This window comes from Massilia sp., from assembly GCF_031995545.1.
GTDB lineage: Bacteria > Pseudomonadota > Gammaproteobacteria > Burkholderiales > Burkholderiaceae_D > Telluria.
The window spans coordinates 56,371-69,820 of record NZ_DAMAGA010000008.1 but is presented as its reverse complement, the minus strand read 5'-3'; the positions used below and the strand labels follow the sequence as shown (position 1 = coordinate 69,820).

General features: G+C 67.5%; 8 protein-coding genes. 6 read left to right on the top strand and 2 right to left on the bottom strand.

From position 1 onward, the window contains the following. Positions 1-51: 51 nt before the first annotated feature. From recC to RTQ83_RS08420, 4 genes are read left to right on the top strand one after another with little or no spacing between them, the layout of a single operon-like run. The gene (gene recC / locus RTQ83_RS08435) at positions 52-3,438 is read left to right on the top strand and encodes an exodeoxyribonuclease V subunit gamma (protein WP_312513247.1); all 3,387 of its coding nucleotides are present in this window, start codon (positions 52-54) and stop codon (positions 3,436-3,438) included. A gap of 2 nt (positions 3,439-3,440) precedes the next feature. Further along, entirely contained in the window at positions 3,441-7,103 is a 3,663-nt protein-coding gene (gene recB / locus RTQ83_RS08430) for an exodeoxyribonuclease V subunit beta (protein WP_312513245.1), read from the top strand. Then, positions 7,090-9,024 carry an exodeoxyribonuclease V subunit alpha gene (recD, locus tag RTQ83_RS08425; protein ID WP_312513243.1) on the top strand — a complete coding sequence of 645 codons (1,935 nt, stop codon included), beginning with the start codon at positions 7,090-7,092 and terminating at the stop codon, positions 9,022-9,024. The genes recB and recD overlap by 14 nt, the downstream gene beginning before the upstream one ends. A 9-nt stretch (positions 9,025-9,033) precedes the next feature. Further along, complete coding sequence (locus tag RTQ83_RS08420) at positions 9,034-9,621, top strand: hypothetical protein (RefSeq protein WP_312513241.1); 588 nt, start codon at positions 9,034-9,036, stop codon at positions 9,619-9,621. Between the two features lie 13 nt (positions 9,622-9,634). Here the strand turns inward: RTQ83_RS08420 and RTQ83_RS08415 are convergent, their stop codons facing one another. Together RTQ83_RS08415 and RTQ83_RS08410 are read right to left on the bottom strand one after the other, a co-directional pair. Beyond that, positions 9,635-10,591, bottom strand: a complete 957-nt coding sequence (locus RTQ83_RS08415; RefSeq protein WP_312513239.1) for a serine hydrolase — start codon at positions 10,589-10,591, stop codon at positions 9,635-9,637. A gap of 338 nt (positions 10,592-10,929) precedes the next feature. After that, positions 10,930-11,946, bottom strand: a complete 1,017-nt coding sequence (locus RTQ83_RS08410) for a sulfate ABC transporter substrate-binding protein (RefSeq protein WP_312513237.1) — start codon at positions 11,944-11,946, stop codon at positions 10,930-10,932. 217 nt (positions 11,947-12,163) lie between these two features. On the opposite strand from RTQ83_RS08410, the gene RTQ83_RS08405 reads away from it, so the two are divergent. Next, positions 12,164-12,688 (top strand): GNAT family N-acetyltransferase, encoded by a 525-nt coding sequence (locus RTQ83_RS08405; protein WP_312513235.1) that lies wholly within the window; start codon positions 12,164-12,166, stop codon positions 12,686-12,688. A 103-nt stretch (positions 12,689-12,791) separates the two neighbouring features. Beyond that, positions 12,792-13,409 carry a YcbK family protein gene (locus RTQ83_RS08400; protein WP_312513233.1) on the top strand — a complete coding sequence of 206 codons (618 nt, stop codon included), beginning with the start codon at positions 12,792-12,794 and terminating at the stop codon, positions 13,407-13,409. The last annotated feature ends 41 nt before the right edge of the window (positions 13,410-13,450 follow it).

Genomic DNA, 13,450 nt, shown 5'->3' with positions numbered 1-13,450 from the left:
GCCCCCGGTTCGACGGCAACCTTTCCGCATCCACTCCGCACTTCCATTCGCATGTCTTCCTCTATCTCCCCCGGCCTGCTGATCCTCCACGGTAACCAGATGGAGCTGCTGCGCAGCGCCGTGTTCGACTGGCTGCGCAACCATCCGCTGGCGCCGCTGGAAGAAGAAGTGTTCCTGGTCCAGTCTAACGGCGTGGCCGAGTGGCTCAAGATCGCGCTGGCCGAGGAACTCGGCGTCTGCGCCGCCACCCGCGTGGCGCTGCCGGCGCGCTTCATGTGGGAAGCCTATCGCGGCATGCTGGGACGCGAACGGGTGCCGACGCGCGCGCCGTTCGACAAGGATCCGCTGACCTGGCGCCTGATGCGCCTGTTGCCGACCCTGCTGCAGCAGGACGGCTACGAGCCGCTGGCGCGCTTCCTGGCCGGTGGCGACGCCGAGCGCCGCCTGCAGCTGGCCGAGCGCGTGGCCGATCTGTACGACCAGTACCAGGTCTACCGCGCCGACTGGCTCCAGGACTGGGCCGAAGGCCGCGACCAGCTGCGCCGCGCCGGCGGCGACGCGGTGCCGCTGGCGCCCGAGCAGCGCTGGCAGGCCTGCCTGTGGCGCGCGATCCACGAGAGCCTGCCGCCGGAGCAGCGCTGGAGCGGGCGCGCCACCATCCACGCCCAGTTCCTGTCGGCGGTCGAGCAGGACTTTCCGCCCGCCAGCCGCCTGCCGCGGCGCGTGGTGCTGTTCGGGATGTCGACCCTGCCATACCAGACCTTGCAGGCGATCGCCGCGCTGGCGCGCCACACCCAGGTGCTGTTCGCGGTACCGAACCCGTGCCGCTTCTACTGGGGCGACATCATCGAGGGCCGCGAACTGCTGAAAGCCGCACGCCGCCGCCAGCCGCTGCGCGAGGGCGCCGACCTGGGTGCGATCCCGATCGAAGAACTGCACGCGCACAGCCACCCGCTGCTGGCGAGCTGGGGACGCCAGGGCCGCGACTTCGTGCGCATGCTGGACGAATTCGACAACCAGGACGCAAGCGAAGCCGGCGACGGTCCGCACCTGCGGGTCGACCTGTTCGCGGACGATGACGGCGCCACCTTGCTGGCCCAGGCCCAGGCCGCGGTGCGCGACCTGGTGCCGCTGTCCGAGCACCCGCACGTGCCGCCGATGCCGGATGACCGCTCGATCGAATTCCACGTGACGCACAGCGTGCAGCGCGAAGTCGAGGTGCTGCACGACCAGCTGCTGTCCTGGTTCGCGGGCGACCCCACGCTGCGTCCGCGCGACGTGGTGGTGATGGTGCCCGACATCGACACCTTCTCGCCGGCGATTCACGCGGTATTCGACCAGCACCGGCGCGGCGACGATCGGCACATCCCGTTCGAGATCGGCGACGTGCGCGACCGCAGCGTCAATCCGCTGCTGGTGTCGCTCGAATGGCTGCTGCGCCTGCCGCAGCAGCGCTGCCGCCAGAGCGAGGTGCGCGACCTGCTGGATGTGCCGGCGGTGGCGCAGCGTTTCGGCCTCTCTGACGAAGACCTGCCGATCCTGGGCCGCTGGATCGAAGGCGCCGGCGTGCGCTGGGGCCTGGACCGCGAGCACCGCGCCGGCCTGGGACTCGGCATGGCGGGCGAGCAGAATGCCTGGATCTTCGGCGTGCGCCGCATGCTGCTCGGCTACGCCAGCGGCGCCGGCGCCAGCTTCGGCGAGATCGAGCCGTACGCGGAAGTCGGCGGCCTGGATGCGGCGCTGGCGGGATCACTGGCGCAGCTGGTCGACTGCCTGCTCAACTGGCGCGCCGCGCTGGACCAGCCGCGCCGTCCCGCCGAATGGGGCGAAGCGGCGCGCGAGATGCTGTCGTGCTTCTACGCCGCCAGCGATGAAGCCGACCGCCTGACCCTGGCCAGCCTGAGCGAAGGCCTGCAGTGCTGGCTCGAGACCTGTGACGCGGCCGGCTTCGACGAGCCGATGCCGCTCGCGGTGCTGCGCGAAGCCTGGCTGAATGAGCTCGACCAGCCGACCCTGAACCACCAGTTCGTGTCCGGCGGCGTGACCTTCTGCACCCTGATGCCGATGCGCGCGGTGCCGTTCCGCGTGGTGTGCCTGCTGGGCATGAACGACGGCGACTTCCCGCGCCGCGCGCGCCACTCCGACTTCGACCTGCTGGCGCTGCCCGGCATGGCACGTCCGGGCGACCGCTCGCGCCGCGACGACGACCGCTACCTGATGCTGGAAGCGCTGCTGGCCGCGCGCGACAAGTTCTACGTCAGCTGGGTGGGACGCAATGTGCGCGACAACAGCGAGCAGCCGCCGTCGGTACTGGTGGCGCAGCTGCGCGACTATCTGGCGGCCGGCTGGGATCTCGATCTGGACGAGCGCACGACCGAGCACGCGCTGCAGCCGTTCAGCCGCCGCTACTTCCAGCGCGGCGGCCTGCTGACCTATGCCGGCGAATGGCGCTTGGCCCACGGCGCCGAGGAAGACGCGGCCGCCGACGACCTGCCGCGGCACGAGCTGGAGCCGGACTTTGTGCTGAAGCTGGGCGAACTGGCCAGCTTCCTGCGTCAGCCGGCGCGCTACTTCTTCCGCCGCCGCCTGGGCGTGGTGTTTGCTGATGCAGTGCAGGTGGGCGAGGACGAAGAGCCGTTCGCGCTCAACGCGCTGGAACGCTACCAGATCGAAGACCACCTGCTGGATGATAGCGGCGAGCCGGAACCGATCGAGGAAGTGCGCACCACGCTGGCCGAACGGGCAGGGCGCCTGGCGCGCGAAGGCGTGCTGCCGATCGGCCTGGTGGGCCGCATGTGGCAGGAACAGCTGGTCAATGCGCTGGCGCCGGTGCGCACCGAGTGGCTGCGCCTGGGCGCGCGCTTCCCGCAGCCGGCGGCCAAGCTGTCGGTGGCGCTGGAGCTGGATGGCCTGCCGCTCGACGACTGGATCGATCGATTGCGCAGCAGCGAAGAAGGACAGACCGCGTGGCTGATGCAGCTGTCCTCGCGCGTGCTGGATCGCGGCGGCAAGCCGCGCGGCGACAAGTTGATCGGTCCCTGGCTGCGCCAATTGGCGAGCAGCGCCGCCGGCACGCCGGTGACCGGCTACCTGGTGGCGCGCGACGCGGTGGTGGAGATGAAACCGCTGGAGCAAGCCGATTCGCTGGCGGTGCTGCGCGACCTGGCCCGCCTGTGGCGCGCGAACCTGGACAGCCCGCTGCCGGTGGCTTGCCGCACCGCGCTGGCGCAGCTGGCGGAAGGCGATCCACGTGCGGTGTATGACGGCGGCTTTGAAATGTCGGGCGAGGTCGAGGACTTGTGCCTGGCACGCCTGTGGCCCGACTTCGACGCCCTGCGCGCCGCCGGCGGCTGGCCCGAACTGGCCGACGAACTGTATGGACCGCTGGCGCGCTGGATGGACGGCGCGCTGACGGTCACGCCTCTTTCGGAAGTGTAAGCATGAGCCAGAAGCTCGACCCACTCGTTCTTCCCCTGCACGGCTCGCGCCTGATCGAAGCCTCGGCCGGCACCGGCAAGACCTGGACCATCGCCGCGCTGTACGTGCGCCTGGTGCTGGGCCATGGCGGCGATGACGCTTTCGTGCGCCCGCTGCTGCCGTCCGAGATCCTGGTGATGACCTTCACCCGCGCCGCCACGCGCGAACTGGCCAACCGCGTGCGCGAGCGGTTGGTGCAGGCTGCCGCCTACTTCCGCGGCGAGCTGGAACTGGACGACGCCTACCTGGAGAAATTGGCCGAATCCTACGCCGAAGGAAGCGAAAGAAGCATCGCCGCGCACCGCCTGATGCTGGCCGCCGAAACGATGGACGAAGCGGCGATCTTCACCATCGACGCCTGGTGCCAGCGCATGCTGCGCGAGCACGCGTTCGATAGCGGCAGCCTGTTCGACGAGGAGCTGGTCAGCGACGAGCGATTGCTGTTCGAGGACGCGGCGCACGACTACTGGCGCCAGCACGTGTACCCGCTCGGCGCCGATGCACTGGACGCGGTGCTGGGCACCTGGAGCGACGTCGAGGCGATGAAGCGCGGCGTGCGCGACCTGGTGCATCGCGCTCCGTTGCTTGGCGAGGTGCCGCACGAGCCGCTGGGGCAGCTGGTGGCGCGCATGACGCGCGCCCAGCGCGAAGAGCTGGGCCGCCTGAAGCAGGGCTGGAGCGAACGCGCCGATGCGATGGAGCGCTGGATCGCCGAGCATCGCGGGCGCGACCCGAAGTGCTTCAACGGCACCAAGATGCGGCCCGATTCGCTGGTCAAGTGGTTCGACGCGCTGCGCGCCTGGGCCGCTAACCCGGACCTGCACATGCCGGACCTGAACGACACCGCCTGGCGCCGCCTGACCCCGGGCGGCATCGAGGACGCATTCAGCAAGAATTTCTCGACCGAGGTGCCGGAGCATTTCGATGCCACCGCCGCACTGCAGGAAGCCTTGGGGGCAATCGATCCGATCGCGCACGCGCTGCTGCGTCATGCCGCCGGCCATATCGGCGCGCGCATGCAGGAACTGAAGCGCCGCAACCGCCAGTTCGGCTTCGCCGACATGCTCGAGCGCCTGAAAGCTGCGCTGGAAGGCGAGAACGGCGCCGCGCTGCGCCAGCGCATCGTCGAACAGTACCCAGTGGCGATGGTCGATGAATTCCAGGACACCTCGCCCGACCAGTACCGCATCTTCGACCTGCTGTACCGTGTGGCCGACAACGATCCGCAACAAGGCCTGTTCCTGATCGGCGACCCCAAGCAGTCGATCTACGGCTTCCGCGGTGCCGACATCCACAGCTATTTGTCGGCACGCCGCGCCACCACCGGCCGCCACTACCAGCTCGGCACCAACTACCGCTCGACGGCGGCGCTGGTGGAAGCGGTCAACCAGCTGTTCCTGCACGCCGAGACGGAGGCCAACGGCAGCGGCTACAGCGCCGGCGCATTCCGTTTCCGCCGCGGTGACGATAATCCCTTGCCGTTCGACGCGGTCGATGCCAAGGGCCACAGCAAGCAATTGGTCGGCGTCGACGGCGAGCTGCAGGCGCTGGCGGTCTGCACCACCTGCCGCGACGACTTGAAGGCCGACGATTACCGCGACTTCTTCGCCCAGCACTGCGCCGAGCACATTGTGCAGATGCTGAACGACGAGCGCGTGGGCTTCAAGGAAGAGGACGACGACGGGCAGGAGCGGTTCACGCGCCTGATGCCGGCCGATATCGCGGTCCTGGTGCGCGACCGGCGCGAAGCCGCCGCCATCCGCCGCGCGCTGGCGCGGCGCAAGGTCCCGAGCGTCTACCTGTCGGACAAGGATTCGGTGGTCGAAAGCGAAGAAGCGGCCGACGTGCTGCGCTGGCTGTACGCGGTCGCCAATCCGCTCGACGGCGCGCTGGCACGCGCGGCCTTCGCCACCCGCACCGCAGGCCTGGGCCTGGCCGAACTGGCGCGCTTTTCGCACGACGAGCTGGCATGGGAAGCGCGCGTCGAGATGCTCAAAACGCTGCACGGCATCTGGCAGCGGCGCGGCGTGCTGGCCATGCTGCGCAGCTTCATCCACCAGCTCGGCCTGCCCGCGCGCCTGCTGCGCGAGCCGGGCGGCGAGCGGCGCCTGACCAATCTGCTGCACCTGGCCGAACTGCTGCAGGAAGCCAGCGCCCAGCTGGAAGGCGAGCAGGCGCTGACGCGCTGGTTCGCTGAACAGATCGAGGGCCTCGGCTCGGGCGGCGACGAGCGCGTGCTGCGCCTGGAGAGCGACGCCGAACTGGTGAAGGTGGTCACGGTGCACAAGTCGAAAGGCCTGGAGTATCCGCTGGTGTACCTGCCGTTCGCGGTCACCGCGCGCCGCACCGACCGCCGCAACCGCGCCTTCTTCGAGTATGTGGACCTGGAGGGCGAACGCCACCTGGATCTGGCGCTGTCCGACGACGCACTCGACGCGGTCGATCGCGCCCGCATCGAGGAAGACCTGCGCCTGCTGTACGTGGCGCTGACGCGCGCGCGCCACTTTCTGTGGCTGGGCGCGGCGGCGGTGGCGGCCGGGCGCAAGGGAGAAAACCGGCTGCACGAGTCGGCGCTCGGCTATCTGCTGGGCGGGGGCGGCGCCATCGCCGCCGACGCGCTGCGCGACCACTTCGAGCGCCTGCGTGGCGGTGTCGAAGGGATCGCGCTGCATGAACTCGATCCGCCCGAAGGCGTCACATTACTGGCACGCCACGATGCGCGTCCCGACCTGCTGGATGCGCCGAGCTATCATGCCGACTTCGAGCGCGACTGGGCGGTGGGCTCGTTCACGTCGCTGACCCGCCATGCGGTGGCGCCGCCGGCGCCGATGCGGGCGCAGGAGCAGACGCTGATGGAGGAAGCCCCGCAGGTGGTGACACCGCCGCGCATCGAGGACGCGCCATGGCACCGCTTCCCGCGCGGTTCGGTGCCGGGCAACTTCCTGCACGAGCAGCTCGAATGGCTGGCGCGCGAAGGCTTCGACTGCCTGCAGGATCCGACCTGCGAACCTCGCCTGGCACAGCGCATCGAGCGCGCCGGCTGGGGCCATCGCATGGACGATGCGCTGGCCTGGCTGCACGCGATCGTCGAGACGCCGCTGCCGCCGCTCGGCCTGGCCCTGAACGGCCTGCGCGGCGTGCTGCCCGAGATGGAATTCTGGTTCCCAAGCGAGCGCCTCAAGCTGCCCAAGCTCGATGAATTATGCCGCACCCACCTGCTGGGCGCGATCGAGCGGCCGACGCTGCCCGAGAAGACGCTGCACGGCATGCTGAAGGGCTTCGCCGACTTGGTGTTCGAGGTCGACGGCCGCTACTGGGTGCTGGACTACAAGTCGAATGCGCTGGGCACCGGCGACGACGCTTACACGCGCCTGGCGATGGACGCCGGCATGGCCGGCCACCGCTACGACATCCAGGGCACGATCTACATGCTGGCGCTGCACCGCCTGCTGCGCGCGCGCCTGGGCGACGCCTACGAACCCGAGTACCAGCTGGGCGGGGCGCTGTTCCTGTTCCTGCGCGGGATCGCGAACACCGAGACGCACGGCTGCTGCGTGCTGGCGCCGGACATGGAACTGCTGGATCAACTGGAACGACTGCTGGACAACGACGATGGCCAAGACTAGTGCGAACATTGCCGCTTTGTGGGACGAAATCGGCGCCCTGACCGAGGCCGGCGAACTGCGCCGCCTGTCGAATGCGTTCGCGCGCTTCATCGCCTCATTGGGCAGCGCGCCGCCGCCGCTGGTGCTGGCCGCGGCCGTGCTGTCCGAGCTGGAAGGCCATGGCCACAGCTGCATCCAGCTGGCCGACCTGGCCGATCCCGGCCCGGGCCTGGCACCCTTGCTGGGCTGGAGCGACGAGCAGTGGCGCGCGCTGGCCGCCACCGCCGCACCGCTGCCGAAAGGCGTCAAGGGCTGGCAGACGTTGCTGGCCGGCTGCGAGCAGGTGTGGGACCGCGAATCGTTTGACTACGACCAGCCGCTGGTGCTGGACGGCGAGCGCCTGTACCTGCGCCGCTACTGGCGCGACGAGACGCAGGTGGCGCGCGCCGTGCGCGAACGTGCCGAAGCCGCGCTGCCGGTGGATGTGGCGGCGGTGCGCGGCTGGCTCGATACCCTCTTCCCACCGCAAGCAGATATGCAAGCACCGGACTGGCAAAAGCTGGCCTGCGCCATCGCTTTGCGCGGCGCGGTGGCGATCATCACCGGCGGCCCCGGCACCGGCAAGACCTACACCGTGGCGCGCCTGCTGGCGCTGCTGTTCGCGACCGCACCGGAAGCTGGGCGCCAGCGCGTGGCACTGGCCGCGCCCACCGGCAAGGCGGCCGCGCGCCTGAAGCAGTCGATCGACAAGGCGCTGGGCGACCTGGCCGAGCGCGTCGGTGACCGGCTGCCGCTGCGCGAGTTGACCGGCCGCATGGGCGCGGCGCGCACGCTTCACAGCCTGCTGGGCGCGCGGCCCGACAGCCGCGCTTTCGCCCACCACCGCGGCAATCCGCTCGACGTCGACGTGCTGATCGTCGATGAAGCCTCGATGGTGCACCTGGAAATGATGGCCAGCCTGCTCGATGCGCTGCCGCCCGGTGCGACGCTGATCCTGCTGGGCGACAAGGACCAGCTGGCGTCGGTGGAGGCGGGCGCGGTGCTGGGTGACCTGTGCCACGACGCGCACGACGGCAACTACGACGCCGACACGCTGGCCTATGTGGCGGCGGCTAGCGGCGAAACGATTCCGGAAAGATATGGCGGCGCCGGCGGTCCGCTGGCGCAGCAGACCGTGATGCTGCGCCACAGCCGCCGCTTCGGGGGGCCTATAGGGCAGCTGGCGCTGGCCGTGAACGATGGCGATGCCGAGCGCTCCGAGGCGGTGCTGCGCGCGGGCGAGGACAGCGTGCGCTGGATCGAGCATGCGCAGCAGGCCCAGTTGCTGCAGCTGGCGCAGAACGGCTACGCGCCGTATCTCGAGCATCTGCACGCAGGCGAGCAGGGCGACCACGAGGAGTGGGTGCGCGGTGTGCTGCAGCGCTTCGAAGCCTTCCGCATCCTGTGCGCGGTGCGCGACGGCGAGTGGGGCGTGGCGGGGCTGAACGAGGCGATCGAAAAGCGCCTGGAGTCGGTGCGCCTGCTGCGCCGCAGCGGCGAGTGGTACGTGGGGCGGCCGGTGATGGTGACCCGCAACGACTACGCCACCTCGGTGTTCAACGGCGACATCGGCGTCACGCTGCCCGATCCGGCGCGTGCCGGTGCGCTGCGCGTCTACTTCCTGGAAGGCGACAAGGTGCGCAGCGTGCTGGCCACGCGCCTGCGCAATGTGGAGACGGCGTTCGCGATGACCGTGCACAAGTCGCAGGGTTCGGAGTTCCGCCACACCGTGCTGGCGCTGCCGCGCGAGCGCAATGCGATCCTGACGCGCGAGCTGGTCTACACCGGCATCACGCGCGCCAGCCAGATGTTCACGCTGGTGACGCCGGCCGGCGACGTGCTGTTCGACGCAATCGCGCGCCGCACACACCGCACCAGTGGATTGCGGGAACTGATCGGATAGGAGAATGCCATGAAGACGGTGCAATGGCTGGTCGGCGGTCTGCTCGGTGTCGGGTTCGTCCACGCGGCAAGCGCCAGCTGGCCGGAGCCGCCCGTGCCCGATGCGGCGCGAGTTACGCGTGTGACGGTGCTGCTGACACCGCCCGGATTGCGCTTCTCGATGCCGCTGACCTACGCCAGGCTGGAGACGTTCGCATGCCGCTTCGGTACGTCGTTCCGCCCCGACCGCCAGGCCGCGCTGGTGGATATCATGGAGCGCCATCTGCTCCACAGTTCATCGAGCGGCTTCTCCCGCGCCTCCCTGCGCAACGCCGTCGAGCTGCACATGGACGATGGCTCCATACTGCGCTATACCTTCGACGACGATTCCGCTACCGATGGTGCCATCGACGGCTGGCGTGATCGCAAGGGCGCCACGGGCGGCAGGCGATATGGATCATCGATGCCGGTGATCGGAACCCGCGGCTTCTTGCGCGAGCTGCGCACCTGGGCCGCGGGCGACGTCGGCCGCGTGAATTTCGATCCCAAATGCTTGCGCGAGCCGCAATCGTCGGACGCCCACAAAACAAAAAGGGCCCTGACAGGCCCCTCGCGTTGAAACGCGGTGTGCTTTAGTCGCGGCGCTTGCGCGTCGTCTTGACCTTCGCCTGCTTGCGCTTGCTGACCGCCTTGGCCTTGGCTCCCGCCTTGGCGCGTGCACTGGCCTTGGACTTCGAACGGCCGGCACTGGCCTTGATCAGCGAGCCACCGGTGGCGGCGCGCGCCACGCGGGCGACCGGTTCGTCACCGGCGATGAAGCGGCGGATATTGAGCGCATCCATGATGCGCGCCGACGAGGCGCCGGCGTTGAGCAGCACCAGGGTCGCGTTCTTGCCGGCGGCCTTGATGTTCATGATCAGGCAGCGGCCCGCTTCGTTGGTGAAACCGGTCTTCGACAGGCCGACGTCCCAGCCCTTGGCGCCGACCAGGCGGTTGGTGTTGCGGTATTCGACGCCGCGGCCGTTGATGTCGATGATGTCGCGGGTTTCGGTGGTCATGCGCACGATCTCGGGATACTTGGTCGAGGCGGTGGCCATCTTGACCAGGTCGACCGCGGTCGAGCGGTTGTGCGGCGACAGGCCGGTCGGTTCTTCGATCGAGGTCTGGGTCATGCCCAGCGCGTGGATCTTGCGGCGCACGGCGGCCTTGAAGCCTTCCTTGCCGCCCGGGTAGGTGCGGGCCAGCGCGGCAGCGGCGCGGTTGTCCGAAGACATCAGGGCCAGGTGCAGCACGTCGCGGCGCGCGATGCTGGCGCCGACCGGCACGCGCGAGCTGCTGAACTTGACGGTGTCGACGTCGCTGCGGTCGATCTCGATCTGCTCGTCCATGTCGAGCTTGGCGTCGAGCACGACCATTGCCGTCATCAGCTTGGTCAGCGAGGCGATCGGCACCACGGTGTCGGCATTCTTTTCGATGAGTACCTTGCCGGTCTCATCGTCTACTACGAGCACCGACTGGGAGCCGAACGGCACTGCGAATGCAGCGGCCGAGAACGACATCAGCGCGGTGGCGAACAATTTCTTGATCATTTGGCGGTCTGGAATTCGGTGGAGGTTGAGCGTCACGGGCGCCGGGCGGCGCTTTCAACATCTATCTGTAGAGCAACTACAGAGAATTGGAAGATAGCATCTATAAGCTGTGCATGTCTATGGCGCACAAGAAAATTACCTAAAAGCAGAAGAATTTTTTACGGGAATGTGACAGCTTGGCGGAATGAATTTATCGAATGAAATAATTAATGAGTAAGCCCAATGGTTTCGGCTCCGCGATAATGGATGAGCTACCCCATGAATAAAAACAGCCCCGCAGATGGCGGGGCTGTTTATATATACAGTGCTTATCGATCAAGCATTTAGCTGTTCAACATTTATTTGGCCTGATAGATCTTGTCGAATTCGCCGCCATCGTCGAAGTGGCGTTTCTGTGCCGCGCGCCAGCCGCCGAATACCTCGTCCACGGTGAACAGGCTGATCGGTTTGTAATTGGCCGCGTACTTCTTCATCACGGTTTCATTACGCACGCGCATGAAATGCTTGGCGCCGAATTCCTGGCCGGCCGGCGAATACAGATAATTCAGATATGCGGTGGCAGGCTTGCGCAGATTGCGGCGATCGACCACCTTATCCACCACGGCAAGCGGCGATTCGGCCAGGATCGACGTGGCCGGATACACGACTTCGAAATCGTTGCCGAATTCGGCACGCACCATGCTCACTTCGTTTTCAAAGGTCACCAGCACGTCGCCGATCTGGCGCTGGGTGAAGGTGGTGGTAGCCGCGCGGCCGCCGCCGTCCAGGATCGGCACGTTCTTGAAGATCTTGCCGACCAGCTCGCGCGCCTGCGCTTCGTTGCCGCCTTTCTTGATCACCGAGCCCCAGGCGGCCAGGTAGGTGTAGCGGCCATTGCCGGCGGTCTTCGGATTCGGAATGATCACCTGCACGCCCTGGCGCGCCAGGTCTTGCCAGTCGCGTACCTGCTTCGGATTACCCTTGCGCACCAGGAACACCATGGTCGAGTAGTAGGGCGCCGCATTGTTCGGGAACTTCTTGGCCCAGTCCTTTGCCACCAGGCCGCGGTCGGCCAGCATGTCGATGTCGTTGGCCTGGTTCATGGTTACCACCGACGCTTCCAGGCCGTCGGCCACCGCGCGCGCCTGCTTGCTCGAGCCGCCGTGCGACTGCTTGACGGTCACGGTCTGGCCGGTTTGCGCTTTATAGGCGGCGATAAAGGCGGGGTTCACGTCCTTGTACAGCTCGCGCGCCACGTCGTACGACACGTTCAGCAGTTCGGTCTGGGCCGCGGCCTGCACCGACAGGGTGCTGCCGGCGGCCATGGCCAGGACCAGCAGCGCGCGGCGCAGGGAGCTGTGAGGGGAGTTGCGCATGGTGTTCTCGCTTATCTCGAAGAGTGATGACAGTTTGCATGTTCCTAAATTTCAGAAATAAACGGAACAATACTTTCGTCATATCCTTATTCAGAGCACGCGCTTGGGGCGCTGCCGAGCGGGCCGGGGCGCTTTCGGTGTATAGTCGAGGCCATGCGACACCCCCTAAAAAATGTCGACACCGTTGTCCACCCTGTATTGTTCGAGTAGAGATGTAATGTCCACGCGTATTGAGATCCGCAGGGCGCTTCCCGACGACGCGCCGGCTGCCTGCGCCTTGCTGCGGCGCTCCATCGAGGAAGGTTGCCGCGACGAGCATCGCGATCAGCCTGCCGTGCTTGATGCCTGGCTCGGCAACAAGACCCCGGCCACGGTGCTGGCCTGGTTTTCGTCCCCGATCAACTACGCCCTGGTCGCCGAAAGCGAAGGGCGGATGGTCGGCATGGCCCTGCTGACCCAGGCCGGCAAGGTGGCGCTGTGCTACGTGCTGCCGGAAGCGCTGCGCTGCGGCGTCGGCCGAGCATTGCTCAGCGCGCTGGAAGAACAGGCGCGCGCCTGGAATATCGGCAAGCTCAGCCTGCACAGCCCGTCCGGCGCCAGCACCTTCTTCGAGCGCCACGGTTTCATGAATGCGGGCAAGGACAAGGCCTGCTTCGGCCTCGAATGCGACCTGTTGTGGAAACGCCTCGACGGCGTATGCGATCCCAAGGCCAGCAAGCGTTTCTGCAACTGCGGTGACTGAGGTTGTCGCGGTGCACACACACCGGCTGTCGTGTGTCGTTCCGATAAGCTATAGTAAGCGCCATCGCAATGATGAGCATCGCATAAACCGGACCCGCAACCCCATGGCTTCACGCAGAGATTTCCTTCATCAGGGCGCCCGCCTGGCCGCCCTCGGCGCACTCGGCACGCCCCTGATCGGCGCCGCCACCGAGCTGCAGCCGCCACCCGACCTGTTCGATTCGCAAGCGCTGGATCTGGACTTCTGGATCAAGCCGCGCACGCTGACCGTCACCCGGCCGCAAAGCAACGAAAAAGCGACCCTGCTGTACTGGAAGGACGGCGAAGTGATCGAGTCGGCCTACCAGCAACTGTGCCACCTGCTGCGCGACGTCAACGGCCGCGAGACCGCGCCGATCGATCCCAAGCTGCTCGAGATGCTGTGGAGCACCCAGGCCTTCATCGCGCGCTACGGCCTGAACCAGCCGGTCGAGATCCTGTCCGGCTACCGCACCCCGGCCTCGAACAAGCGCCTGCAGGAAGCCGGCATCCCGGCCGCGCGCAAGTCGCTGCACATGGTCGGCAAGGCGGCCGATATTCGCCTGGCCAACCTGAACGAGGAAGTGCTTGGCGGCCTGATCCGCAGCTTCCGCGGCGGCGGCGTCGGCTACTATTACCGCTCGGGTCCGCGCGGCGGCTGGATCCATGCGGATACGGGCCTGGAGCGTACCTGGAAGGGTTGATAGCTTGACAGGCGTTCGCACAATCCGTGCGAGCGTGTCGG